Annotated in this window: 22 protein-coding genes; 9 read left to right on the top strand and 13 right to left on the bottom strand. The window is 72.6% G+C overall.

Going from position 1 to position 25,030, the window contains the following annotated elements:
* Positions 1–122 precede the first annotated feature (122 nt).
* On the top strand, positions 123–1,226 hold the full coding sequence (locus ACYQ8Q_RS32150) for a CAP domain-containing protein (RefSeq protein ID WP_460069880.1): 1,104 nt from the start codon (positions 123–125) through the stop codon (positions 1,224–1,226).
* A gap of 24 nt (positions 1,227–1,250) precedes the next feature.
* On the opposite strand, the gene ACYQ8Q_RS32145 is transcribed toward ACYQ8Q_RS32150, so the two are convergent.
* Entirely contained in the window at positions 1,251–1,838 is a 588-nt protein-coding gene (locus ACYQ8Q_RS32145; RefSeq protein ID WP_460073577.1) for a flavodoxin family protein, read from the bottom strand.
* A gap of 125 nt (positions 1,839–1,963) precedes the next feature.
* Between ACYQ8Q_RS32145 and ACYQ8Q_RS32140 the strand changes: the two genes are divergently transcribed.
* Positions 1,964–2,365, top strand: coding sequence for a winged helix-turn-helix transcriptional regulator (locus ACYQ8Q_RS32140; RefSeq protein ID WP_460069878.1), 402 nt, complete (start codon positions 1,964–1,966; stop codon positions 2,363–2,365).
* Here ACYQ8Q_RS32140 and mutM read toward each other — a convergent pair.
* The 8 genes from mutM to recG form a co-directional block, all read right to left on the bottom strand.
* Positions 2,338–3,198, bottom strand: a complete 861-nt coding sequence (gene mutM, locus ACYQ8Q_RS32135) for a bifunctional DNA-formamidopyrimidine glycosylase/DNA-(apurinic or apyrimidinic site) lyase (protein ID WP_460069876.1) — start codon at positions 3,196–3,198, stop codon at positions 2,338–2,340. The genes ACYQ8Q_RS32140 and mutM overlap by 28 nt on opposite strands.
* A gap of 71 nt (positions 3,199–3,269) precedes the next feature.
* Complete coding sequence (gene rnc, locus ACYQ8Q_RS32130; RefSeq protein WP_460069874.1) at positions 3,270–4,121, bottom strand: ribonuclease III; 852 nt, start codon at positions 4,119–4,121, stop codon at positions 3,270–3,272.
* A gap of 7 nt (positions 4,122–4,128) precedes the next feature.
* On the bottom strand, positions 4,129–4,302 hold the full coding sequence (rpmF, locus tag ACYQ8Q_RS32125) for a 50S ribosomal protein L32 (RefSeq protein ID WP_003951102.1): 174 nt from the start codon (positions 4,300–4,302) through the stop codon (positions 4,129–4,131).
* Between the two features lie 2 nt (positions 4,303–4,304).
* Complete coding sequence (locus ACYQ8Q_RS32120; protein ID WP_460069872.1) at positions 4,305–4,955, bottom strand: YceD family protein; 651 nt, start codon at positions 4,953–4,955, stop codon at positions 4,305–4,307.
* 131 nt (positions 4,956–5,086) lie between these two features.
* Positions 5,087–6,160 carry an ATP synthase F0 subunit B gene (locus ACYQ8Q_RS32115; protein WP_460069870.1) on the bottom strand — a complete coding sequence of 358 codons (1,074 nt, stop codon included), beginning with the start codon at positions 6,158–6,160 and terminating at the stop codon, positions 5,087–5,089.
* Positions 6,161–6,218: 58 nt separating this feature from the next.
* On the bottom strand, positions 6,219–6,698 hold the full coding sequence (coaD, locus tag ACYQ8Q_RS32110) for a pantetheine-phosphate adenylyltransferase (protein WP_055632099.1): 480 nt from the start codon (positions 6,696–6,698) through the stop codon (positions 6,219–6,221).
* A gap of 26 nt (positions 6,699–6,724) precedes the next feature.
* Positions 6,725–7,309 (bottom strand): 16S rRNA (guanine(966)-N(2))-methyltransferase RsmD, encoded by a 585-nt coding sequence (gene rsmD, locus ACYQ8Q_RS32105; RefSeq protein ID WP_460069868.1) that lies wholly within the window; start codon positions 7,307–7,309, stop codon positions 6,725–6,727.
* 125 nt (positions 7,310–7,434) lie between these two features.
* Positions 7,435–9,636 carry an ATP-dependent DNA helicase RecG gene (gene recG, locus ACYQ8Q_RS32100; protein ID WP_460069866.1) on the bottom strand — a complete coding sequence of 734 codons (2,202 nt, stop codon included), beginning with the start codon at positions 9,634–9,636 and terminating at the stop codon, positions 7,435–7,437.
* A gap of 167 nt (positions 9,637–9,803) precedes the next feature.
* Between recG and ACYQ8Q_RS32095 the strand changes: the two genes are divergently transcribed.
* Both ACYQ8Q_RS32095 and ACYQ8Q_RS32090 read left to right on the top strand, forming a co-directional pair.
* Positions 9,804–11,651: an HSP90 family protein gene (locus ACYQ8Q_RS32095; RefSeq protein WP_460069864.1), complete on the top strand. Its 1,848-nt coding sequence runs from the start codon at positions 9,804–9,806 to the stop codon at positions 11,649–11,651.
* The gene (locus tag ACYQ8Q_RS32090; protein WP_460069862.1) at positions 11,644–14,628 is read left to right on the top strand and encodes a tetratricopeptide repeat protein; all 2,985 of its coding nucleotides are present in this window, start codon (positions 11,644–11,646) and stop codon (positions 14,626–14,628) included. Before ACYQ8Q_RS32095 ends, ACYQ8Q_RS32090 begins: the two co-directional genes overlap by 8 nt.
* Positions 14,629–14,631: 3 nt before the next feature.
* On the opposite strand, the gene ACYQ8Q_RS32085 is transcribed toward ACYQ8Q_RS32090, so the two are convergent.
* On the bottom strand, positions 14,632–16,338 hold the full coding sequence (locus ACYQ8Q_RS32085; RefSeq protein WP_460069860.1) for a DAK2 domain-containing protein: 1,707 nt from the start codon (positions 16,336–16,338) through the stop codon (positions 14,632–14,634).
* A gap of 209 nt (positions 16,339–16,547) precedes the next feature.
* Between ACYQ8Q_RS32085 and rpmB the strand changes: the two genes are divergently transcribed.
* The 3 genes from rpmB to ACYQ8Q_RS32070 all read left to right on the top strand — a co-directional run bounded on the left by rpmB (position 16,548) and on the right by ACYQ8Q_RS32070 (position 21,089).
* Positions 16,548–16,733, top strand: a complete 186-nt coding sequence (gene rpmB, locus ACYQ8Q_RS32080; RefSeq protein ID WP_003993230.1) for a 50S ribosomal protein L28 — start codon at positions 16,548–16,550, stop codon at positions 16,731–16,733.
* A gap of 112 nt (positions 16,734–16,845) precedes the next feature.
* Positions 16,846–19,848: an ATP-binding protein gene (locus ACYQ8Q_RS32075; protein WP_460069858.1), complete on the top strand. Its 3,003-nt coding sequence runs from the start codon at positions 16,846–16,848 to the stop codon at positions 19,846–19,848.
* Between the two features lie 35 nt (positions 19,849–19,883).
* On the top strand, positions 19,884–21,089 hold the full coding sequence (locus ACYQ8Q_RS32070) for an FAD-dependent monooxygenase (protein WP_460069855.1): 1,206 nt from the start codon (positions 19,884–19,886) through the stop codon (positions 21,087–21,089).
* Here the strand turns inward: ACYQ8Q_RS32070 and thiD are convergent.
* Both thiD and ACYQ8Q_RS32060 read right to left on the bottom strand, forming a co-directional pair.
* Positions 21,064–21,867, bottom strand: a complete 804-nt coding sequence (gene thiD / locus ACYQ8Q_RS32065; RefSeq protein WP_460069852.1) for a bifunctional hydroxymethylpyrimidine kinase/phosphomethylpyrimidine kinase — start codon at positions 21,865–21,867, stop codon at positions 21,064–21,066. The two genes, ACYQ8Q_RS32070 and thiD, sit on opposite strands and share 26 nt — an antisense overlap.
* Positions 21,864–22,829 (bottom strand): thiamine-phosphate kinase, encoded by a 966-nt coding sequence (locus tag ACYQ8Q_RS32060; RefSeq protein WP_460069851.1) that lies wholly within the window; start codon positions 22,827–22,829, stop codon positions 21,864–21,866. The genes thiD and ACYQ8Q_RS32060 overlap by 4 nt, the downstream gene beginning before the upstream one ends.
* A 242-nt stretch (positions 22,830–23,071) precedes the next feature.
* Between ACYQ8Q_RS32060 and ACYQ8Q_RS32055 the strand changes: the two genes are divergently transcribed.
* Both ACYQ8Q_RS32055 and ACYQ8Q_RS32050 read left to right on the top strand, forming a co-directional pair.
* Positions 23,072–23,305 (top strand): Lrp/AsnC family transcriptional regulator, encoded by a 234-nt coding sequence (locus tag ACYQ8Q_RS32055; protein WP_030793842.1) that lies wholly within the window; start codon positions 23,072–23,074, stop codon positions 23,303–23,305.
* Positions 23,306–23,325: 20 nt separating this feature from the next.
* Positions 23,326–23,826, top strand: a complete 501-nt coding sequence (locus ACYQ8Q_RS32050) for a DUF3515 domain-containing protein (RefSeq protein WP_460069849.1) — start codon at positions 23,326–23,328, stop codon at positions 23,824–23,826.
* A gap of 3 nt (positions 23,827–23,829) precedes the next feature.
* Here ACYQ8Q_RS32050 and ACYQ8Q_RS32045 read toward each other — a convergent pair whose 3' ends face one another.
* A complete protein-coding gene (locus ACYQ8Q_RS32045) occupies positions 23,830–24,987 on the bottom strand; it encodes a D-alanine--D-alanine ligase family protein (RefSeq protein WP_067257365.1) in 1,158 nt (385 codons plus the stop codon).
* Between the last annotated feature and the right edge of the window lie 43 nt (positions 24,988–25,030).

Below are 25,030 nucleotides of genomic sequence, written 5' to 3'. Positions count from 1 at the left end.
CGGGCGCCATGCGGTACCGTCCCCACCCAATGATTCTCATATGAAACTCACTCGATCGGGTGAGATGGGTTCGCCCAGGATCGTATGAGACGGGTTGACCGATGGACGAGGAAGGCAAGGGCATGGGACGCCACCGACGCTCCGCCGCCGGCCGCGCCGCCACGGGCCGCGCCACGGGGGTCACGGAGACGCACGGCTCGTACACGGACGGCTATGACCCGCAGTACTCGTACGCGGACGGCCCCGACACGCTCGGCATCGCGCCGTACCTGAACCCGGAGGCGTACGCCGACACCGTCGCGAGAAGCAGGGAGTACCTGTACGCGACGGAGGACGCGTACGGCACCGGGTTCGCGGCCGACGGCTTCACGCCGGACGGCGGCGGACGGGGCGGGGCGGGCCGCCGCCGCAAGAAGAAGACGGCCACCCCGGTCAAGGCGGGGCTGCTCGGCGTCTCCGCCGCGGTCGCCCTCGGCACCGTCGCGGTGGCCACGGGTGTGGTGCCCGGCCTGGAGAGCTACCGGCTCGGCGGCGGCAGCGGTCCCGGCGACAACGTGCAGGCCGCCGACACCCCCGGCAACTCCAACGCCGAACAGGGTGGCGCCTCCGGCTCCGCCGAGACCGGCCGCTCCTCCGCCTCGACCGGCCGGGACACGGGCCGCTCCGCCTCGGCCTCCACCTCGCCCACTCCGTCGGCCTCGAAGTCCTCCGCCTCGGCCTCACCGAGCAAGACGGCCGAGAAGAAGCCCGAGGTCACCCCCTCGGAGGAGCCGGAGACCACCGCCTCGAAGTCGAAGACGGCCACCAAGGCGCCCCAGAAGTCCGAGTCCGCGGTGACGGTCTCGGCCGAGGCGCAGGCCGCGGCCGAGGTGCTCAAGCTGGTCAACGAGGAGCGGTCCAAGGTCGGCTGCAGCGCCCTCTCCGCGAACAGCGCGCTGTCGGAGCTGGCCGAGAAGTTCAGCGACGACATGGCGGCGCGGGGCTTCTTCGACCACACCGACCCCGATGGGAAGACCCCGTGGGACCGGGCCGAGGCGGCCGGCATATCCAGCCTCGGCGGCGAGAACATAGCCCGGGGCCAGGCCGACGCGGCCGCCGTCATGGAGGCCTGGATGAACAGCCCCGGCCACAAGGCGAACATACTGAACTGCGACTTCAAGACGCTGGGCGTCGGTGTTCACTTCGGGTCCGGCGGGCCCTGGTGGACCCAGGACTTCGGCTACTAGGCCTCCGGAGTTACGCAGAAACGATCATGCAGCCTGGGCCCGGCCGGCCAGGAAGACCGTCGCGGTCTCGGCGACCCGTCGGCCCAGGTGCTCCGCCGTCGCCGCATCGGCCTTGTGGACGGCCTCCGCGCCCTCGTCGACGTTGGTCTGCGCGGCCGCGCCGAGGAACACGCCCAGGCGGTTGAGGTCGTGCTCGGAGGAGGTGCTGCTGTTCCAGCCGGGCAGCAGACCGAGGTTGACCCAGTGCATGCCGAGCTGCGCGGCCAGGATCTGGAAGAACTGGAGCGTGTGCAGCTTGTCGCCGCTCTTGGAACCGGAGTTGGTGAAGCCGGCGGCGAGCTTGTCCTTCCAGGCCTGGGTGGCCCAGCGCGCGGAGGTGGCCTCCGCGAAGACGTGGAAGGCGCCGGACGCGGTGCCCATGTAGGTCGGTGAGCCGAACACGATCGCGTCCGAGGCGTCGAGCAGGGTCCACTGCTCCTCGGTGATCTCGTCGACCTTGATCAGATGCACCTCGGCACCCGCCTCGACGGCACCGGCGCGAACCGCTTCGGCGAGGACGACGGTGTGGCCGTAACCGGAGTGGTAGGCGACGGAAACCACGGGCTTGGGCACGAGCGACGCGAGCGACATGGAGAACTCCTCGAAAGGGCAGCTCGGAGACAGTGACCACAGGAAAGCACTAACTTTTGGTTAGTGCAACCTGTTGGTTAGCGCTGCTGTCGCGTACGCTTGATGTCATGACCAGCACCCAGGAGCGCGCGGAGGACCTGGACCTCCCGTACAACGTGTTCGCCAAGGCCTGCCCCTCGCGCGGCACGCTGGAGCACGTCACGGGCCGCTGGGGCGGGCTGACGCTCGGAGCGCTGTACGAGGGATCGCTGCGCTTCAACGAGCTGCGCCGCCGGATCGACGGCGTGAGCGAGAAGATGCTCTCCCAGACGCTGCACGCGCTGGAGCGCGACGGACTGGTGCACCGCGACGCCCAGCCGACCAACCCGCCGCGTGTGGACTACGAACTGACCCCGCTCGGCCGCGAGGTCGCCGAGCGGCTGCTGGCCCTCATCCACTGTGTGGAGGGCCGGATGGACGACGTACTGGCGGCCCGGGAGCGCTACGACGGGACGCGCGGCGCCTTCTGACACGTCGGGCAGAAGTAGCTGGACCGGTTCATCCACGGGCGCCGGCGCATCGGTGTGCCGCACCGCTTGCACGGCAGACCCTCACGTCCGTACGCGTCCAGGGAGCGGTCGAAGTAGCCCGACTCGCCGTTGACGTTGACGTACAGGCTGTCGAAGCTGGTGCCGCCGACCGCGAGGGCCGCGTTCATCACGTCCCGGACGTGTCCGAGGAGTTCCAGGGTGCGGGGCCGGGTGAAGCCGCTCGTCGGGCGGTCGTAGTGCAGCCGCGAGCGCCACAGAGCCTCGTCCGCGTAGATGTTGCCGACGCCGCTGATCAGCGACTGGTCGAGCAGGGCCCGCTTGATGGTGGTGCGCTTGCGGCGCAGCGCCTGGTGGAAGGCCTCGTCGTCGAACAGGGGGTCGAGGGGGTCGCGGGCGATGTGCCCGATGACGTCGGGCAGCCCGTCGGGGGTGGTGTCGTGCAGCGAGAGGCCGCCGAAGGTGCGCTGGTCGACGAAGCGGAGTTCGGTGGCGAGCGTGTCGGCGAAGCGGACGCGGATGCGCAGATGCTTCTCGTCGGGTGAGCCCTGCGGCTGGACCAGGAGCTGGCCGCTCATCCCGAGGTGGGCGAGGATCGCCTGGCCGGTGTCCTCCAGCGGCAGCCAGAGGTACTTCCCGCGGCGGCTCGGGGTGCCGATGCGATGGCCTTCGAGCCGGTGCGTGAAGTCGTCGGCGCCGGCGAGATGACGGCGTACGGCTCGCGGGTGCAGCACCTCGGCGTCGGCGACCGTGCGCTGGGCGACCCAGCGCTCCAGTCCGCGCCGGACGACCTCGACCTCGGGCAACTCGGGCATGGCGATCCCCCGGATGTGCGGCGCCCGCCCCTCGGGTGGTGAGGGACGGGCGCCGTACTGTCGTGTTCCTATCAGGCGGAGGCGGACTCGGGATCCGCGCCGGTGTCGGCCTCGACGGCTGCCGCGGCCTGGGCCGCCTTCGCCGCCTTGGCGCGCTCGTCCGCCGCGGCCCGGATGGACCGCCAGGCGGACTCGGCAGCCTGCTGCTCCGCCTCCTTCTTGCTGCGGCCGGTGCCGGTGCCGTACGAGACGCCTCCGACGCGGGCGGCAGCAGTGAAGGTCTTCTCGTGGTCGGGGCCGGTCTCCGTGACCAGGTACTCGGGCACGCCGAGCCCTTCGGTCGCGGTGAGCTCCTGGAGAGACGTCTTCCAGTCCAGGCCGGCACCGAGGTTCGAGGACTTCTCGATGAGCGGGTCGAACAGGCGGTGCACCAGTTCGGAGGCCGCGTCGAGGCCCTGATCGAGATAGACCGCGCCGATCACCGCTTCGAGGGTGTCGGCGAGGATGGACGCCTTGTCCCGGCCGCCCGTGCCCTCTTCACCCCGGCCGAGCCGGATGAAGGAGCCCAGGTCGAGGCCACGACCGACCTCCGCCAGCGCACGCGAGTTGACCACCGCGGCCCGGAGCTTGGCCAGCTGGCCCTCGGGCAGATCGGGGTGGGTGCGGTACAGCGTGTCCGTGACGACGAGGCCGAGCACGGAGTCCCCGAGGAACTCCAGCCGCTCGTTCGTCGGCAGACCGCCGTTCTCGTACGCGTAGGAACGGTGGGTCAGCGCACGCACCAGAAGGGCGGACTCGAGCTGATAGCCGAGCCGCCCTTCCAGAAGCGTGTGGGACGAGGCCGTGCTGTCCGCCTTTTTCTTGGCGGTGGAATCCGCCTTGGCGTCTTCCGCCTTCTTGGGGCTAGACACGGAGCCTGTCACCAGCCGCTCAGACCTCGAGGACCTGGCGCTTGTTGTAGGTGCCGCAAGACGGGCACGCGATGTGCTGCTGCTTGGGCTCGTGGCAGCGCTCGCACGCAACCAGGGTGGGGACCGCAGCCTTCCACTGCGACCGGCGGTGGCGCGTGTTGCTGCGCGACATCTTCCGCTTCGGAACAGCCACGGCTACTTCTCCTGCTTCTCGTCGACGCCCGCTTCCGCTTCGGCGCCGCTCATCTCGTCCTTCTCGCCGTCTCCGAGTGAACCGGCGAGTCCCTGCAGTGCCGCCCAACGGATGTCGGTGGCGTCGTGGTGGTGGTCCGGGTCGTCCGCCAGCCGGGCTCCGCACTCGGAGCACAGACCGGGACAGTCGTCCTGGCACACCGGCTGCATCGGCAGTGCGAGCACCACCGCATCGCGCAGCACGGGTTCGAGGTCGAACATGCCGTCCTCGAGGAAGAGCGTGTCCTCGTCGTCCTCAGCGTCGTCGACCGGTTCCGGCTTCACGCGGCCACGGTCGTCGGCGTCGGGGTACGAGAACATCTCCTGGAAGTCCGCTTCGAGCTCCAGCCCGAGCGGCTCCAGACACCTTACGCACTCCCCCTCGGCCTGTGCACGGGCGGTGCCTGTGACGAGCACCCCTTCCATGACCGACTCGAGGCGGAGTTCGAGTTCCACCGGGGCGCCTTCCGGCACTCCGATGACTCCCTGGATACCCAGGTCCTTGGGAGCGTCGACCGAGCGGGCCAGCCGCTGCAGCGCGCCGGGACGCCGGCCCAGCTCGTGCGTGTCGAACACGAGGGGGTTGCGGTGGTCGAGGCGAGCGTTGGGGGCCATTCCTGCTTTCGATCTTTCGAACTCTGAGGGCCGCCGCCCTTCGGTGGTGCGGGCAGCGGTGATCGCGGGCGTACTCGCGACCGAAGAGCCAGGATACTGGAGCTTTCGCCCACAGCCCAATCCGGGTGGCTCTAAAGCCCTCGGCCCTGTTCGTAGGCGCGCAGCTGCTCCGGAGTGATCATGCCCGTGTCGAAGAGGCTGGTCTCGTCAAGAGCGTAGGACTGCTGAGGCTGCTGGGGCTGCTGGGCCTGGTGGGACTGCTGGTGCGGGTCGTAGCCGGTCTGCTGGGCGTCGTAGCCCTGGTAGGACGCCACCGCGTAGGGGTCCGCCTGCTGGTAGCCGTACGGGTCCTGCTGGGCGTACGTCTGGTCGTAGCCGTACTGGTCCTGCTGCGGGTAGGCGTAGGCGGCCGGCTGTTCCTCGTACGACGGCTGCGGCGTCCCCGAACCGACGGCGGCCGGGGCCGCGTTGTCCCGCTCGGCGAGGGCCGCGAGGTCGGCGAGGTAGTCGGCGTCGGAGGAGTGCTGGAAGGTCGTGTTGTCGTCGGCGAGGGCGCCGAGGTCGTCGCTGGCGATCCGCCCGTGCAGCTTCTGCCGCCCCTTGCCGACGGCCTCCAGGGTCTTGGTGAGCACCGCCTCGAAGGCGCCCAGCTTGGTGTCGACGTAGGTGTCGGCGTCCCGGCGCAGGGTCTCGGGGTCGTGGCTGCGCTCGGGGGCGTCGTCCTCCTCCGGGTCCACGTACCCCTGCTGGTCCAGCCCCGGACCGGTGCCCAGGAGCTTCTCGCGGCCCCGGCCGACCGAGCCGATGGTCTTGGTGAGGACGACCTCGAAGTTGGCGAGCTTGGAGTCGACGTAGTCGTCGGCCTCCGCGCGGACCTCCTCGGCCTCCCGGCGGGCCTCGGCGAGGATCCGGTCGGCCTCGGCCTGGGAGCGGCGGGCGATCTCGGTGTCGGAGATCAGCGAGCCACGCTCGACATGCGCGGTGGAGATGATCCGGTCGGCCTCCTGGCGGGCCTGCTCGACCATCTGGTCGCGGTCGCCGATCAGCTCCTGGGCCTGGGCGAGCGAGTCGGGCAGGGCCGCGCGCACCTCTTCCAGCAGGGCGAGCAGCTCGGCGCGGTTGACCACGCACGAGGCCGACATGGGCATCGACCGGGCACTGGAGACCGCCGTGACGATCTCGTCGAGCTTCTTCTGTACGTCCACCGGGTGCTCGCCACTCTCTACAGCTGTGTTGGAGACGGACGGGACGACTGTAGCCCCATCAGTCCTTGCGCAGGCGCTCGTTGAGGGCCTCGAGGACGAGCGGCGGGACCAGGTGGGAGACGTCGCCGCCCCAGGTCGCCACCTCCTTGACCAGGGAGGAGGACAGGAAGCTGTAGGTGGGGTTGGTCGGTACGAAGAGCGTCTCGACCCCGGACAGCCCGTTGTTCATCTGGGCCATCTGCAGTTCGTAGTCGAAGTCGCTGACCGCGCGCAGGCCCTTGACGATGGCGGGGATGTCGCGCTGCTTGCAGAAGTCGACGAGCAGGCCGTGGAAGGCCTCGACCCGTACGTTGCCGTACTCGGCGGTGACCTGACGGATCAGGTCGAGTCGCTCGTCGACCTCGAAGAGGCCCTTCTTCGACTTGTTGATCATGACCGCGACATAGACCTCGTCGTAGAGACGGGAGGCCCGGGAAATGATGTCGAGGTGTCCGTTGGTGATCGGGTCGAACGACCCGGGACAGACGGCGCGGCGCACTTGTGATCCCTCGCTCTCCGGTCCGGTCATCGTGCGTCTTCGCACGTAGAGGCGGCGCGACCGTACCAAAACGTTCCCTCGCCGTAACGACGGGCCCGGAGCGCTTCGAAACCGTCCGGCCAGCCGAACTCCCCGCCTCTGGTGCTGCGCTCCACGGTGACGAGCGCCTCGGGCGCGAGCCAGCCCCCCGAACGGAGTGTGAGGAGAATCTCGCGAAGATCGTCGTCCGTGACGGCGTAGGGCGGGTCCAGGAAGACGAGGTCGTACGGCCCCGTGGGCGCCGTCTGGATCACCTGCTGGGCCTTGCCGGCCCTTACCTCGGCGCCGGGGAGGGCAAGGCTTCTGACGTTCTCGCGGATGACCCGGGCCGCCCTCGCGTCGGCCTCCACGAGCAGGGTGTGGCTCGCGCCCCGGGAGAGGGCCTCCAGGCCCACCGCCCCTGATCCGGCGTAGAGGTCGAGGACTCGTTCGCCGTCGAGGGGGCCGCCGAGGAGGGACTGCCAGGTGGAGAAGAGGCCCTCGCGCGCACGGTCCGAGGTGGGGCGGGTTCCGGTGCCTGGGGGTACGGCGAGGCGACGTCCGCCGGCTGCGCCGGCGATCACGCGGGTCATCTTTGGTCCTTGGTCCGGGGTGGTGTCGGATTCAGTCTGGCAGCAGGTTCGTCGTGGTTGCTCGCGCTCGCGCGGCGGTAGCCGCATATTTGGTACAGCCCCGGGCCCCTGACCGGAACTGCCCGTCAGCCCTTTTCCAGGTACTGCTCCCTCTCCTCGTCCAGGAGGGCGTCCAGGGCGGTCCGCAGGCCGGGGAGTCCCGTCAGCTCCGGATCCGCCGCGACCACCGCCACCGCCTCCTCCCTCGCCTCCGCGATGACCTCCTCGTCCTCGATCACGGCGAGGACCCGCAGGGAGGTGCGGGCGCCGGACTGGGCCTGGCCGAGGACATCGCCCTCGCGGCGCTGTTCGAGGTCGAGGCGGGAGAGTTCGAAGCCGTCGAGGGTGGAGGCGACGGCGTTCAGCCGCTGGCGGGCGGCGCCGGCCTCGGGCATCTCGGTGACCAGGAGGCAGAGACCGGCGGCGGAGCCCCGGCCGACGCGGCCGCGGAGCTGGTGAAGCTGGGAGACGCCGAAGCGGTCGGCGTCCATGATCACCATGGCGGTGGCGTTCGGGACGTTGACGCCGACCTCGATGACGGTCGTGGCGACCAGGACATGGATGTCCCCGGCGGCGAAGCGGCGCATGACCGCGTCCTTGTCGTCGGGGGGCATACGGCCGTGGAGGACCTCGACGCTCAGGCCGTGCAGCGGGCCCTTGGAGAGCTGGTCGGCCACCTCCAGGACGGCCAGCGGGGGGCGCTTCTCGGCCTCGTCCGCCGCGGACTTCCGGGCCTTCTTCGGGTCGTCCTCCTCGTCCCCGATGCGGGGGCAGACGACGTACGCCTGATGGCCGTTCTGCACCTCCTCGCGGACCCGTTCCCAGGCGCGGGCCAGGAAGTGGGGTTTGTCGGCGGCGGGGACCACATGGCTGGCGATGGGTGAGCGGCCGGCCGGGAGCTGGTCGAGGACGGAGGTCTCCAGATCGCCGAAGACGGTCATCGCGACCGTGCGCGGGATGGGGGTGGCCGTCATGACGAGGAGGTGCGGGGGCTGCTTGCCCTTGCCGCGCAGGGCGTCGCGCTGCTCGACGCCGAAGCGGTGCTGTTCGTCGACCACGACCAGGCCCAGGTCGTGGAACTGGACCTTGTCCTCGATCAGCGCGTGGGTGCCGATGACGATGCCGGCCTCGCCGGTGACCAGGTCGAGCAGGGCCTGGCGGCGGCCGGCCGCGCCCATGGAACCGGTCAGCAGCACGACCTTGGTCGCCTGCTCGGCGCCGCCCAGCATGCCGCCCTCGGCCAGCTCGCCCATCATCTCCACGATGGAGCGGTGGTGCTGCTGGGCGAGCACCTCGGTGGGGGCCAGCATGGCGGCCTGCCCTCCGGCGTCGACGACGGCGAGCATGGCGCGCAGGGCCACCAGGGTCTTGCCCGAGCCGACCTCGCCCTGGAGCAGGCGGTGCATCGGGTGGGCGGTGGCGAGGTCGTCGAAGATCTCCTTGGAGACCTTCCGCTGGCCCTCCGTGAGGGTGAAGGGGAGGCGGTCGTCGAAGGCGGTGAGGAGGCCGTCGGGGGACGGTCGGCGCGGGACGGCGGGGAGTTGGGCGTCGGCGTGCCGGCGGCGGGCCAGGGCGACCTGGAGGACGAAGGCCTCGTCCCACTTGAGGCGGGCGCGCGCGTCGGCGATGTCGGCCTTGGTGTGGGGGCGGTGGATCTTGAGGAGGGCCTCGGGGAGGGGGACCAGGCCGCGGCCCTCGCGCAGGGCGGGCGGCAGGGGGTCGACGGCCTCCTGGGCGCTGGGCAGGACGGTCTGGATCGCCTTGCCGATCTTCCAGGACTCCAGTTTGGCCGTCGCCGGGTAGAGGGGAATCAGGGCGCCCGCCCAGGTCTCCACCGTCTCGTCGCTGTCGGCGCGCAGCAATTCGTACGCCGGATGCATCAGTTGGATGCGGCGGTTGAAGGCCGAGACCTTGCCGGCGAACATCGCGCGGGTGCCCGGCAGGAGGTCCTTGTGGGGTTTGTGGACGCCGTTGCCGAAGAAGACCAGCTGGACTCGGCCACTGCCGTCGGTGATGGTGACTTCCAGCCGCTGTCCCTTGCCGCGGGGGGCCTTGGCCGAGGCGTAGGAGAGCAGCCGGGCGTCGGCGACCATGGCGACCACCGTGACGTGCTCGTCCATGGGGAGGTCGGCCAGGTGGGTGAGCTGGCCGCGCTCCTCGTATCTGCGGGGATAGTGGTGCAGGAGGTCGCCGACGGTGTGCAGACCCAGGTGTTCGGCCATCACCTTCGCGGTCGGTGGGCCGAGCACCTTCTTCAGTGGTTCTTCGAGTGCGGGCACGAGATCCATTGCACACCACCCCACTGACATTGCTCGATACGTGTCCTGAAACACCTGGTCAGACGGCTCGTCCGGGCTCTAGGATGACGCGCCTCCGGCCATCATCCGCGGTCACCGCCCCACCGGGACCGCCCGACCCCGCGCCGTGCTCGTCCCCACTTCGCGGCGCTGCAGCGATGGACTCCCAGACCTCACAGTCATCCCAGGCATCACCGTCACCTCACACGTTCCAGGTCGACCTGCGCGGTCTGGTGGACCTGCTGTCCCATCACCTCTACTCCAGCCCCAAGGTCTACCTGCGGGAACTGCTGCAGAACGCCGTGGACGCCATCACCGCCCGGCGGGCCGAGGAGCCCGGTGCCCCGGCGCGGGTCAGGCTGTACGCCTCGGGCGGGACGCTGCGGGTGGAGGACTCCGGCGTCGGGCTCACCGAGGCCGATGTGCACGACCTGCTGGCGACCATCGGGCGCAGCTCCAAGCGGGCGGAGGGCCTGCAGGAGGCGCGGTCCGACTTCCTCGGGCAGTTCGGCATCGGGCTGCTGGCCTGTTTCGTGGTCGCCGAGCGGATCCGGGTCGTCAGCCGCAGTGCCCGTACGCCCGCCGCGCCGCCGGTGGAGTGGACGGCGCGCGACGACGGTTCGTACACCGTGCGGACGCTGCCGCACGACGAACGGCCCGAGCCGGGCACCACGGTGCAGCTGGTGGCGCGCGCCGGGGCCGGGGAGTGGCTCACCGAGGAGCGCGTGCTGAAGCTGGCGCGGGACTTCGGCTCGCTGCTGCCCTACGACGTCCGGGTGGGCGAGGAGGCGGTCACCGATCTGCCGGCGCCCTGGGACCGGCCGTACCCCTCCCCCGCGAACCGGCGGGTGGCGCTGGCCCGGCACTGTCACCGGCTGTTCGGGTTCACGCCGTTGGACACGATCGAGCTGGACGTGCCGCTGGCGGGGATCCGCGGGGTGGCGTACGTGCTGCCGGCGGCCGTGAGTCCGGCCCAGCGGGCCACGCACCGGGTGCACCTGAAGGGCATGCTGCTGACCGAACGGGCCGAACAACTGCTGCCCGACTGGGCGTTCTTCGTGCGCTGTGTCCTGGACACGGACAGTCTGCGGCCGACGGCCTCGCGCGAGGCGCTGTACGAGGACGAGACGCTGGCCGCCGTGCGCGAGGCGCTCGGGGAGCGGATCCGGTCCTGGCTGACGGGGCTCGCGGCGGGTGATCCGGAGCGGCTCTCGGCCTTCCTGGCCGTGCACCACCTGGGGGTGAAGTCGCTGGCGCGGCACGACCCGGAGATGCTGCGGACCATGCTGCCGTGGCTGCCGTTCGAGACGAGCGACGGGCAGCTGTCGCTGGAGGAGTTCGCGCAGCGGCACCCGGTGGTGCACTTCACGCGGACGGTGGAGGAGTACCGGCAGGTGGCGCCGATCGCGGCCGCGCAGGGCGTCGGGGTGGTCAACGGCGGTTACACGTACGACAGCGAGCTGGTCGAGGCACTGCCGTCGGTGCGGCCGGGGACGGTGGTCGCCGAGCTGGACGCGGACACCGTGACGGCGCATCTGGACGCGGTGGACCCGGCGGAGGAGCTGGCGCTGGCGGGGTTCCTGGCGGCCGCGCGGGCGAAGCTGGACCCGCTCGGCTGTGATGTCGTGCTGCGGGCGTTCCATCCGCTGTCGGTGCCCGCGCTGCACCTGGACGACCGGGCGGCGCGGCACGAGCAGGCGCGGGCGGAGGCCGAGGCGCAGGCCGACGATCTGTGGGCGGGCATCCTGGGCTCGCTGCGCGGCGGCGCCCCGCGGGCGCGGCTGGTGCTGAACCATCTCAACCCGCTGATCCGGAGGATCAGTTCGCTGCGGGAGGCGGAACTGATCGGCACCGCCACGGAGTCCCTGTACGGGCAGGCGCTGCTGATGGCGCAGCGGCCGCTTCGGCCCGCCGACTCGGCCCTGCTGAACCGGGCGTTCATCGGCCTTCTGGAGTGGGCCACGCACGGGGAGTCCGCACACGGGAGGACGGCCACCGATGAGTGAGATCAGGGACTTCGACGCGCTGCGCCGGGCGATGGCGGAGAACGGCGAGCAGCCGGAGGGTCCGGCGCGCAACGCGCGCGCGGAGCGGTTGCTGGCGGAGGCCGAGAAGCTGAACATCCCGCTGGCGGTGATCGAGGCGCTCGGGCACCAGCTGAAGGTCTACAACTACAGCTCCGAGAAGGACAAGATGTTCGTCCCGTTCGCGCGGCTGCTGCGCCTGTGGGACGAGCGGCCCGGGGACTTCGACGACTACGAGACGCATTCGCTGCACTGGGTCTTCAAGTGGATGTCGGCCGGGATGCTCGACCAGCCGCATGTGCCGCTGGCGTCGGTGGAGAAGTGGCTGGGCGAGATGGAGCACCGCTACCGGCTGGCCGGGCACTCGGAGCGTGCGGTGCGCAGTGCCGAGTTCAGTGTGGCCGCGCATGTGGGGGACGTCCCGCGCGCGGAGCGGGCGTTCGCCGCGTGGCTGGCCGCGGACCGGGACGCGATGGCGGACTGTCACGCGTGCGAGCTGCACGGCCAGGGCTGGTGGCAGGCGGAGCGGGGCCGGGACGAGGAGGCGCTGCGGGTGTGGGCGCCGGTCCTGGAGGGCGAGTACGCCTGTGCGCACGAGCCGCACACGGTGCTGGCCTCGTCCCTGGTGCCGCTGCTGCGGCTGGGGCGGCTGGAGGAGGCGCGCGCCCACCATCTGCGGGGTTTCCGGCTGGTGCGGCCGATGGAGAGCATGCGGGGCGCGTACGCCGACCACGTCGAGTTCTGTGCGCTGACCGGGAACGAGGCGCGGGGTCTGGAGCTGCTCGCGGAGCGGCCGGCGTACTTCACGGACGACGGGCATCCGCGCAGCAAGCTGGAGTTCCTGAGTGTCGTGGTGCTGCTGACGGAGCGGCTGTCGGCGCTCGGTCTGGGCGGGCAGCGGGTGCCGGGTCCGGCCGGGCGGGAGTGGACGGCCGGTGACCTGGCCGCCCACGCGCGCGTGGAGGCGCTGGCGCTGGCGGCGCGGTTCGACGAGCGCAACGGCACGGAGTACGTCAGTGAGCGGGCCCGCGCGCGGATGGCGGGGCGTCCGCTGGTGCAGCGGCTGCCGCTGGGGGTGCGGGCGGTGCGGCCGGCCGCGGTGAGCGCGCCGGTGCCGGCCGCGGCGGCGGAGCCGGTGGGGTCCGATCTGCCGGACCTGCTCGCGGAGGCCCGGCGGCTGTCGGACACGCTGCGGCCGCAGGCCGTGGAGGCGTGGGCGGCGGTGGCGCGGGCGGCCGAGGGCACGGAGGGGGTCGCGCTGGACGCGCGCGACCGCGCGGAGATCGCCGAGCACGAGGCGATCGCGCTGGGTCCGCAGGGTGCGGAAACGTTCGAGCGGGCCGCGGAGCTGTACGCGGAGGCGGAGGACCCCGGGGAGTCGCTGGCGGCACGCGCGCGAGGGGCGTACGTCCGTGCGCTCGCCGGTGAGGACGTCGGCAAGGCGCTCGCGGCGGTGGCCGGGCCCTACGACGACGTGCTCGCGCTGTACGCCGAGGGCGGCACCCAGGTGCGGCAGGCGGCGGGGGTGCTCATGGCGCGGGCGCGGATCCTGATGCGGCGGGTCCACGAGGCCGACGGGCCGATGGCGGAGACGGTCCTGGGCGAGGCGGAGGCGGCCGTACGGGAGCTGCTCGCGCTGGTCGAGGGGCGGACCGGGGACGACGTACGGCTGACCGCGCGGCTCGCCGAGGGGCACGCGATGCTCGGGGAGCTCGCCACGCACTCCGGGGACGTCGAGGCGGGTGCGCGGTTGTTCGCGCGGGCCGCCGCGGAGTTCACCGGGGCGGGGCTGCCGTGGTTCGCCTGTGAGTACGAGGCCCGGCTGGCGGGTCTCGCGCACCATCTGGGCGACATGGCGGAGGCGGAGCGGGCGCTGCGGGCGGCCCTGGAGCACGGCGGGCCCGTGCTGGAGCCGGTCGGGCGGGCCCAGCTGCATCTTCAGCTGGCCGAGGTCGTCGGGGAGCGGGGGCAGGCGGCGGAGGCCGCGGAGCACGCCCTGGAGGCGGCGCACTGGGCCGACGAGGCGGGCGAGGGCCCGACGTTCGGTGCGTGGGCGCGGCATCAGCTCGGCGGGTATCTGGTCCGGCTGGGGCGCTGGGCGGAGGCCGCGGAGGTGCTGGAGTCGGCGCTGGCCGATCTGCGGGAGGAGACGCACGGTGACGGGGCGGTCGTCCAGACGCAGTGGTGGCTGGGCGACTGTCTGAGCGAGCTGGGTGAGCACCGGGACGCAGCCGAGCGCCGGCTCCAGGCCGCCGAGATCGCCCGGCACTGGCCCGAGCAGCACGACCACGCGACGCTCGCGCATCTGGCCGCCGAGTCCCTGGGCCACGCGGGGCTGCACGAGGAGGCGGACCGGGCGTACGCGCGCGCGGGCGAGCTGTGGCGGGCTCTGGGCAATGTGCACGGGCTGGTGCGTTCGCTGCGCGCCCGCGCGTGGCTGGCGCTGCGGACCGAGGACGGGACGGAGGGGGCGCGGGCGCTGATGGCCGGCGCGGTGGAGGAGTGCGTGGACGCGCTCGCCGTGGCGGAGGACGACGAGGAGGCGCGGCTGCGGCTGGTCGCCGAACTCGGGCACACCCATCGCCAGTTCGGGGACCTGCTGGCCCGTTCGGCGGCGGAGGACGCCGACGACGACTCGATCCGGGGCGCGCTGGAGGAGGCGTTGTCGCAGATGGCGGAGGCGGTCGCGGTGTTCGTCGCGCTGGACGGTGACGCGCTGCACGCGCGGACCGGCGCGGAGCTGGCCGCGGGCTGGCTGGAGACGGACCTGGGGCGGCCGGCTCAGGCGGCGGCACGCGCGCGTGCGGTGCTGCGGGCCTACGCGGAGGCGTACGACGACGAGCCCGAAGGCGAGGGCGAGGGCGAGGGCGACGAGGCAGGGACGGTCGCGGCCCGGCGTGCCGAGGCGGAGCAGTTGCTGCAGGTGGCGCTGGAGCAGCCCGACGAGCCCGGCGCGTAGCGGCTACTCGACGCCGATCAGGAGGAGCGCGCCCTGCCGTCCGCCGCGGTACACGACGGTGTCGACGGCGAGGTAGGCCTCGCGCACCCGTGTCTCCAGGTGTTCGGCGATGCCCTCGGGGGCGTCGTCGCCGAGCACCAGGGTGACCAGCTCACCGCCCGCCGAGAGCATCCGGTCCAGGGTGGACTCGGCGGTGGCGGTGACGTCGGCGCCGATGACGGCGACGTCGCCGTCGATGAGCCCGAGGATGTCGCCGGCCTGGCAGATGCCGGCCATGGTCCACGACTGGCGCTCGGCGACGGCGACCTCGGCGTAGCGGGTGGCGCCGGCCGCGGAGGTCATGGAGACGACGTCCTCGTCGAAGCGGCGGTCGGCCTCGTGGACGGCGAGCGCGGCGATGCCCTGGACGGCGGAGCGGGTGGGGATCAGGGCCACCCGGATGCCTTCCGAGCGGGCCTGCTCGGCGGCCGCGGCGGCGGTGTGGCGCAGATCGGCGTCGTTGGGCAGCAGGACGACCTCGCGCGCGTGGGCCCGTCGTACGGCCTCCACGAGTTCCCCGCTGACGGGCGGTTCCCCGGGGCGGGCGAGGACGGTGGTCGCGCCGGCCTCGGTGTACAGGCCGGCCAGCCCCTCGCCGGGCACGACGGCGACGACGGCCCGCTGGACGCGCTCGCGGAGAGGGCGTTCGCCGACGCGCGCGTGGGCGTCACCGGCGCCGAAGTGGGTGATGCGGATCCGGTACGGCCGTCCGGCCTCGACGCCCGCCTCGACGGCGGCGCCCGCGTCGTCCACGTGGACGTGGACGTTCCACAGGCCGTCGCCGCCGACCACGACGAGGGAGTCCCCGAGGGCGTCCAGCCGCTGCCGCAGCCGGGCGACGGCCGGGTCCTCGGCCTCCAGCAGGTAGATCACCTCGAAGGCGGGCCCGTCCGCGCCGCCCGGGGTGTCGGCGCAGTCCGCGGTGCCCGGTTCCGGACCGGCCTCCACGCGCGCGTGCACCGCGCCGCCGGAGAGCCCGAAGCCCGCGGAGTGCCCGGAGTACACCGGTGCCTCTCCCGTGAACGTCTCCACCAGTGCCGCGAGGACGGCGACCAGCCCCCGTCCGCCGGCGTCGACCACCCCGGCGTGTTCCAGGACGGTGAGCTGGGCCGGGGTCGCGGCCAGGGCCACGCACGCCCCCCGGTAGGCGGCGCGGGCGACGGTCCCGCAGTCGCCTCCCGTGCCCGCGGCCGCGTCGGCGGCGGCCGAGGCGACGGACAGGACCGTGCCCTCGACGGGGTGGGCGACGGCCTGGCGGGCGGAGTCGGCGGCGTGCCGCAGGGCGGTCCGCAGTCCGTCCCCGTCGGTGTGAGAGGCCTCACCCTCGTCGGCGAGGACCTGGGCCATGCCGCGCAGGAGCTGGGCGAGGATCGTCCCCGAGTTCCCGCGCGCCCCTATGAGCGCGCCGTGCGCCATCGCGCGCGCGGCGTCGGCGAGGGAGGGGCTGCGCGCGGCCGCCGGAGCGGTCTCGTACCCCGCGAACACGGCCTCCACGGCGGTCGTGGCGGACTCGACGGTCAGGTAGAGGTTGGTGCCGGTGTCGCCGTCCGCGACGGGGTAGACGTTGATCGCGTCGATCTCCTCGCGCGCGCGGCCCAGCGCCGTGAGCGCGAGCGAGCACCAGGTGCGCACCGCGAGAGCATCGAAGAATGTCTGCGGCACCTGCGCCACCTGCGCCTCCCTGAGCTGCTGGACTGCACGCAGCGTAGAGCAGCCGTGGTAGTTTCGTTCTACTGGCGCAGTCGTTGTATGCTGCTCCGGTTGCCCGATCCGATCGGGCCATTCCCCTGGCTACGCCACTCAGATCTCTGATCCTGCGATCTCGATCCCGGCATGCCGGGATCCAACCGTAAGTGCATCTGAAGTCTTTGGAGTGACCCGTGGCTGCCAACTGCGACGTCTGCGGCAAGGGGCCGGGCTTCGGCAACAACATCTCGCACTCGCACCGCCGTACGTCTCGCCGCTGGAACCCGAACATCCAGCGTGTGCGTACCGTGGTCGGCGGGACGCCGAAGCGCGTGAACGCTTGCACCTCGTGCATCAAGGCCGGCAAGGTCTCGCGCTGACGCACTGCTGAGTGCGCGGCCACTGCTGGTTCGCTGCAACGAGCCGGTCCACCTCGTGTGGGCCGGCTTTTTGCTGTACCTGACAACGCCGTGAGCTGACAGACTCCCGCCCATGCGCTTCGGCATTCTGGGCCCCCTGGAGCTCCGCACCGACGACGGCACCCCGCTCGACCCCGGCGGCCCCCGCCCCCGCGCCCTGCTCACCCTCCTGCTGCTCGACGCGGACCGCGGTGTCTCCCTGGAGCGGCTGGCCGAGGGCCTGTACGGCGCCGAGCCGCCCGCCGGAGCCGCGAACGCGTTGCAGTCCCAGGTCTCCCGGCTGCGCCGCCGGCTGGCCCCGCACACCGGGATCGAGGCCACCGCCACCGTTTACCGGCTCACCGCCGCGCCGGACGCCGTCGACCTCCACCGCTTCGAGCGGCTCGCGCGGGAGGGCCGTACCCGGCTCACCGCCGGGGACCACACCGGGGCCGCCGCCCTGCTGCGGGAGGCGCTCTCCCTGTGGCGCGGCCCGGCGCTGCCCGACCTCCCGGACGCGCACGCCGAGCGGGCCCGGGTCGAGGAGCTGCGGCTGGCCGCCGTACAGGACCGCGTCGAGGCGGATCTGGCGCTCGGCGGCGGGCCGGAACTGGTGGCGGAGGTGCGGGCGCTGCTGGCGGCACAGCCGCTGAGCGAGCGGCTGTACGGTCTGCTGATGCGGGCGCTGCACGCGGACGGACGGCCCGCGGAGGCCCTCGCGGTCTACGAGGAGGCCCGGCGCACGCTCGCGGAGGAACTCGGCGCCGACCCCTCCCCCGCACTGTCCGCGCTGCACCTGGAGCTGCTGCGGGGCGCCAGGCCCGAGCGGCCCCGGCTGCCGGTCCAGCTCACCCGGTTCGTCGGCCGGGAGAACGACCTCGCCCGGATCGCCGCGCTCCTGGCGGACACCCGGCTGGTCACCCTCACCGGCCCCGGCGGGGCGGGCAAGACCCGGCTGGCGATCGAGGCCGCGGCCCGGTGGGCGGAGGTCTGCTTCGTCGAGCTGGCGCCCCTCACCGACGGCGGCCGGATCCCGTACGCCGTACTGGGCGCGCTCGGGGTGCGCGAGGGCTTCCGCACGGCCGCCTCCGACGGCACGGACCGGCTGCTGGCCGTGCTGGAGGAGCGTGAGCTGCTGCTCGTGCTGGACAACTGCGAACATCTGGTCGAGGAGGCCGCGCGGTTGGCGGCGCGGCTGCTCGCGGCCTGTCCCGGGGTGCGGATCCTCGCCACCGGCCGGGAGTCCCTCGGTATCACCGGCGAGGTCCTGGTGCCGGTGCCGCCCCTCCCGCCGGAGCCCGCGCTGCGGCTCTTCCTGGACCGGGCCCGGGCCGTGCGCCCCGGTTTCGAGGACCACCCGCGCGTGCCGGAGATCTGCGCGGGACTCGACGGGCTGCCGCTCGCCATCGAGCTGGCGGCGGCCCGGCTGCGCACCCTCACGCCGGACGAGCTGGCCGACCGGCTCGGCGACCGGTTCCGGCTGCTGTCCCGGGGCGACCGTTCCAAGGCGCCCCGGCACCGCACCCTGCGGGCGGTGGTGGAGTGGAGCTGGGACCTGCTGGACGAGGAGGAACGGGAGCTGGCGCGGCGGCTGACGGTGTTCGCCGGCGGTGCCACGCTGGAGGCGGTCGAGGCGGTGTGCGGGCTGCCGTACCCGGAGGACGTGCTGGCCTCGCTGGTCGAGAAGTCCTTCGTGGAGGTGTCCGAGGGCCGCTACCGGATGCTGGAGACGATCCGGGCGTTCGCGGCGGGGGACTCGGCCTCCCCCGGCGCGCTGGAGGCCGCGCACGCCGGTTACTTCCTCGGCCTGGCCGAGCGGGCGGAACCGTTCCTGCGCGGCCGGGAGCAACTGGTCTGGCTGGCGCGGCTGGAGGCCGAGGACGACAACCTGGACGCGGCCGTGGACCGGCTGACCGCCGCCGATCCCCCGGGCGCGCTGCGGCTGATGGCGGCGCTGACCTGGTTCCGGCGGCTGCGCGGACCGCACGGCCGGCAGGTCCCCCAGGCCCGCGCGCTGCTCGCGGCCGTCGGCGAGGAGCCGCCCCCCGGGCTGGTCGAGGAGTACGCCCTGTGTCTGATGAACACCGTCACCGGGCGCGGCGACGACCCCGCCGAGGCGGACCGGGTCGCGCGCGTGGCGGCCCTGATGAAGTCGCTGCCGGGTCCGCTGCGGCTGCCGTTCACCATGGTGCTGTGGTCCCTGACCGGCGGCCCCCTGGTCACGGCCCTGAACGAGCATGCGCGCGGTCAGCTCGGCACGGGCGTGTGGCGGCAGGCGCTGCTCGACCTCGGCACCGCCTACCAGCAGCAGTTCGCGGGGGACGCGACCGCCTCCGAGGCGTCCTTCGGCCGGGCGCTCGCCGGTTTCCGGGAGACCGGCGACCGCTGGGCCATGGCGAACTGCCTCGATCCGCTGGGCGGGTTCGCGAGCCGTCGCGGGGAGCACTCACGCGCGCTGGAGCTGTTCGACGAGGGCCTGGTGTACGTACGGGAGCTGCGGGCGCCGGAGGAGACCGCGGACCTGCTGCGCTCGCGCGGGTTCGCGCTGCTGCACCGGGGCGACGCCGAGGAGGCCGCCGCGCACTTCACCCGCTCCGCGGCCCTCGCGCGCACGGCCGGCGCGGGTGACAAGGCGGCGGCCGCGCTGCGCGGGCTCGGCGACGCGGCCCGGCTGTCCGGGGACACCGCCCACGCGCGCGTGCACTACGAGAACGCCCTGGAGACCTGTGCCGCGAACTGGTTCAGCCTCGGCGAGACCGTGCTCATCCTGGTCGGGCTGGGCCGGACGGCCCTGGCGGAGGGGGACCCGGGTCTCGCCGGTGAGTGGCTCGGCCAGGCCCGCGAGCTGGCCGACGGGCCGCCCGGCGCCGACACGCTCGCCGCCGTCGCCGAGGCGCTGGCCGCGCTCGCCGTCGACCCCGGGCGGGCCGCCGAGCTGCTGGGCGCGGCGGCGGGTCTGCGGGGCGCGGAGTCCCGGGGCGACCCCGATGTGCGGCGCGTGGCCGAGGAGGTCCGGGGGAAGCTGGGGCGGGGAGCGTACGAGCAGGCCTTCGCGCGGGGCCGGAGTCTGCGGTCGGCGGCGGTCAGCGAACGGTAGGCGGACGGTCAGCGGCCCCGCCGAGGCTGCCGTACATGACGAAGAAGACGTACGACCTCGGCCATCTGACCGTCCTGATCTCCGGCGCCAGCGTCGCCGGTCCGGCGCTCGCGCTCAACCTCGTGCGCCACGGCGCGCGCGTCACCGTCGTCGAGAAGGCGCCCGATGTGCGCCGGGGCGGCTTCGCCGTCGACTTCCGGGGGCACGTCCACCGCAGGGTGCTCACCGAGATGGGCATCTGGGACGAGATCCACGCCCGCCAGACCCACATGGGCCGGCAGATCGTCGTCGCCGCGGACGGCACCCCGAAGGTGGACCTGCCGTCGGAGATGATGAGCGGGGACGTGGAGATCTTCCGCGGCGAGCTGGCGGACATCATGTACGAGCGCACCCGCGACCGCGTCGAGTACGTGTTCGGCGACTCGATCGCCACGCTCACCGACACCCCCGGCGGAGTCGACGTCACCTTCGAGAACGCCCCGCCCCGCCGCTTCGACCTGGTGATCGGCGCGGACGGCCTGCACTCGCACACCCGCTCGCTGGTCTTCGGCGACGAGTCCCGCTACCTGCGCTTCTTCGACCACTACGTGGCCGCCGTCGAGGTCCCCAACGAGCTGGGTCTGATCCGCACCGGCCGTCTCTACAGCGAGCCGGGCCGGGCCGTCATGATCGGCAACTACGACGGCGACCCCGACCGCGCGGGCGCGCTGCTGGTGTTCCGGTCCGAGCGGCTGTCGTACGACCGCCGGGACCTCGCCGCGCAGAAGCGGATCCTCGCCGAGCGGTTCGCGGGCATGGGCTGGCAGGGGCCGACCGTGCTCGCGGCACTGGAGGGGGCCGACGAGCTCTACTTCGACGCGATCGCGCAGATCCACGTCGACCGGCTCACCCACGGGCGGGTGGCGCTGCTCGGGGACGCCGGGTACGGGGCGACGATGGGCGGCATGGGCACCGGTGTGGCGGTCGTCGGCGCGTACGTCCTGGCCGGTGAACTCGCCCTGGCGGGCGGCGACCACCGTACGGCGTTCGCCGCCTACGACTCCCGGATCCGGGACTTCGCGAAGGGCTGCCAGAAGACCTCGGGCAACGCGGGCCCGTTCTTCGCCCCGGCCACCGAGCGGCGGATCCGCGGCCGGGACCGGATGTACCGACTGCTCGCCTCCCGCCCGATGACGGCCTTCTTCCAACGCATCACCGAGAAGTCGGCGACGAACATCAAGCTCCCGGAGTACCCCGTGTGAGCGCCCAGCCGTGGTCCACGGGTCCGATCCCGCCGCCGAGCGCGAAGCCGGCGGCGATCGCCCCGGTGACGTACTCCTTGGCCGCCCGCACGGCCTCCGGCACGCGCTGCCCCTTGGCGAGCTGCGACGCGATCGCGGACGCGAGGGTGCAGCCCGTGCCGTGCGTGTGCCGGTTGTCGTGGCGCGGCGCGCGCAGCCAGTGCTCCTCGGTGCCGTCCGTCAGCAGGTCCACGGCGTCACCGGGGAGATGGCCGCCCTTGATCAGCACCCAGCGCGGTCCGTACGCCAGGACGGCCGCCGCGGCCTCCCGCAGCTGCTCCTCCGACTCCACCCGTACGCCGGTGAGTTGGGCGACCTCGTCGAGGTTGGGCGTGGCCACGGTCGCCACCGGGAGGAGCCGAGTCCGTACGGAGTCCAGGGCGGAGGCGGCCAGCAGGGGATCCCCGTGCTTGGAGACGCCCACCGGGTCCACGACGGCCGGGGCGTCGGTGCCGGCGATCAAGGCGGCCACGGTGTCGACGAGTTCGGCGGAGGCGAGCATGCCGGTCTTCACGGCCTGGACGCCGATGTCGTCCACGACGCTGCGGTACTGGGCGCGCACCGCCTCGGCGGGCAGCTCCCAAGCTCCCTGCACACCGAGGGAGTTCTGCGCGGTGACGGCGGTGAGGACGCTCATCCCGTGCACCCCGAGCGCGAGCATCGTCTTCAGGTCGGCCTGGATGCCCGCGCCGCCGCCGGAGTCGGAACCGGCGACCGTGAGCACCCTCGGGAGGCTCATGACTCTATGTCCCCGAAGTGGTCCCAGCCGCCCTGCCGGGTCCAGGGCGCCCCGTCGACGGTCACCTGGGGCAGCGCGGAGGGGTTGAGGACCTCGCCGATGACCTTCCAGCGGGCGGGCAGCTTCACGTCCGGCGGGAAGGTCGCCACGATCGCGTGGTCCTCTCCCCCGGTCAGCACCCACTGGATGGGGTCCACGCCGACGGCCGACCCGATGTCGTTCATCTGGGTGGGGATGTCGATGGCGCCGGAGCGGATGTCGATGCGGACCTTGCTGGCCTCGGCGATGTGCCCGAGGTCGGCGATCAGTCCGTCGCTGACGTCGCACATCGCGGTCGCGCCGAGGGCCGCCGCGGCCGGACCCGCGTGGTACGGCGGCTCGGGACGGCGGTGGGCCTCGACGAAGGCACGGGGGGAGCGGAAGCCGCGGGAGAGGACCGCGTACCCGGCGGCGGACCAGCCGAGCCAGCCGGTCACCGCGACCAGGTCGCCGGGCTGGGCGCCCGCCCGGGTGACCGGCTCCTGGTTGCGCAGATCGCCGAGCGCGGTGATCGACACCATGATCGTGTCGCCCCGTACGACATCGCCGCCGACCACGGAGGCCCCGGCCACCTGGCACTCGTCGCGGATGCCGTCCATCAGCTCGCTCGGCCAGGTCACCGGCAGTTCGGCGGGCACGACGAGGCCGAGGAGCAGCGCGGTCGGCACCGCGCCCATGGCGGCGATGTCGGCCAGGTTCTGGGCGGCGGCCTTGCGGCCGACGTCGTAGGCCGTGGACCAGTCACGGCGGAAGTGCCGGCCCTCCAGCAGGATGTCGGTGCTGGCCACGACCCGGCGATCGGGCGCGGCCACCACCGCGGCGTCGTCGCCGGGGCCGACGCGCACCGCCGAGGTGGTGGTGAGACGGGAGGTGAGCTCCCTGATGAGCCCGAACTCCCCGAGCTCACCAACAGTGCCCTTCATTACCCTTTCGCCCCTTCTATCCCTGTCCGTGCCCGGTCGCGCAGCACCAGTGTCCTCGATACGGTCGAGGGGGCCGGCACGGCCCGCCCGACCGGTACGGCCGACGTGACCGTCAACCTCTGCCATCCCTGCACCCCGGCACGGGGGCCGCGCGTCCCTCGGGTCTCCCCGTGGCGCGCGGCAACGCGATACCGTGGCGTTCCTTTTCCCCACATGATCCTCGTGGCCGCCCTGGAGGTTCCGTGGTACAGGCGTACATCCTGATCCAGACGGAGGTCGGCAAAGCGTCGACCGTCGCCGAGGAGATCAGCAAGATTCCTGGGGTCGTCCAGGCCGAGGACGTGACGGGTCCGTACGACGTGATCGTGCGGGCCCAGGCCGACACGGTGGACGACCTCGGCCGATTGGTGGTCGCCAAGGTCCAGCAGGTGGACGGGATCACCCGCACCCTGACCTGTCCGGTCGTGCATCTGTAGCCCCCGTCTACCCTTGGCCGGTGAACCTTTTCCGTCACCGGCTCAGTGGTCTGCCCGCCCTCGCTCTGCTGTGTGCCGCCGTGGGCTGCTCCTCGGCAGACGACAGCGCGTCGGCGGCGGTTCCCCGTCCGACGGCGAAGACCGTGAAGCTGTGCCGGAACCTGGACGAGGCACTGCCGTCGAAGGTGGACGGCCGAAGCCGCCGGGATCCCGAGCCCGCCTCCGCGCTGACCGCGGGCTGGGGGGACCCGGCGATCATACTGCGCTGCGGTGTGGAACGGCCGCCGAAGATGGTGGACCCGAAGGTGGCCCAGGGCCAGGACGCGGACGCGGTGGCCGGGGGCGTGAACGGGGTGGACTGGCTGATGGAGAAGCGGGACGGCGGGGGGTACCGGTTCACCACGGCCAGTCGTCTTGCCTATGTCGAGGTGACGGTGCCGGAGGGCACGGACAGTTCCGGGGTGTTGATCGACTTGGCGTCGGCCGTCAAGAAGGCGATCCCCGAGGGGATCGCCGACTGAGAACTACCGCAGTCCCGTGGACCTGCGAAGCGCCGCCTGGATCAGGCGGTCCACGAGTTCCTCGTAGCCGATGCCCGTGGCCTGCCACATCGCCGGGTACATCGAGATCGGGGTGAAGCCCGGCATGGTGTTGATCTCGTTGATCACGAAGTCGCCCTCCTCCGTGAGGAAGAAGTCCGCGCGGACCAGGCCCTCGCAGGAAGCGGCCTCGAAGGCGTCCACGGCGAGCCGGCGGACCTCGGCCGTCTCCTCGGGGGTGAGGGGCGCGGGCACGATCCCGGGCGTGGAGTCGATGTACTTCGCCTCGAAGTCGTAGTACGCGTGCGCGTCCGGCGGCGGGATCTCCGCCGGGACCGAGGCCCGCGGGCCGTCCTCGAACTCCAGCACCCCGCACTCGATCTCACGGCCCCGTACGGCCGCCTCCACCAGGATCTTCGGGTCGTGGCGCTGGGCCTCGGCGATCGCCTCGTCCAGGCCGGACAGGTCGTCGACCTTGGTGATGCCGATCGACGAACCCGCGCGCGCGGGCTTCACGAACAGCGGCCAGCCGTGCTCGCCGGCGAAGTCCACGATCTTCTTGCGGGCGGCGGACTCGTCCCGCTCCCACTCGCGCGGCCGGATCACCACGTACGGGCCGACCTTGAGCCCGAAGGAGGTGAACACCCGCTTCATGTACTCCTTGTCCTGGCCGACGGCCGAGGCGAGCACACCCGAGCCGACGTACGGGACACCGGAGAGCTCCAGCAGGCCCTGCAGGGTGCCGTCCTCGCCGTAGGGGCCGTGCAGGACGGGGAAGACGACGTCGACCTCGCCGAGCGCCTTGGGCACCGATCCCGGCTCGCTGTAGACGACTTCACGGTTGGCGGGGTCGACGGGGAGCACCACGCCGCCCTCCTGCGACTCGGCGAGCGCCTCGATGTCGGGCGTGCGGCGGTCGGTGATCGCCATGCGCTCGGGGTCGTCGGCGATGAGGGCCCAGCGCCCGTCCCGGGTGATGCCGATCGGCAGGACCTCGTACTTGGTCCGGTCGATGGCCTTCAGGACGGCGCCGGCGGTGACCACGGAGATCCCGTGTTCGGAGCTGCGGCCACCGGACACGACGGCCACCCGCGGCTTGCGCGGGGGCTGCTCGGGGTTCTGGGGGAGGTTCTCGGTGCTCATATCGGCATGAGAGTACCCGGTGGTAGGGCCGGGAGTCAGCGTC

Source organism: Streptomyces sp. YKOK-I1 (assembly GCF_054660435.1).
The sequence above is the reverse complement of the archived record's forward strand: the minus strand, read 5'-3'. Positions and strand labels throughout refer to the sequence as shown.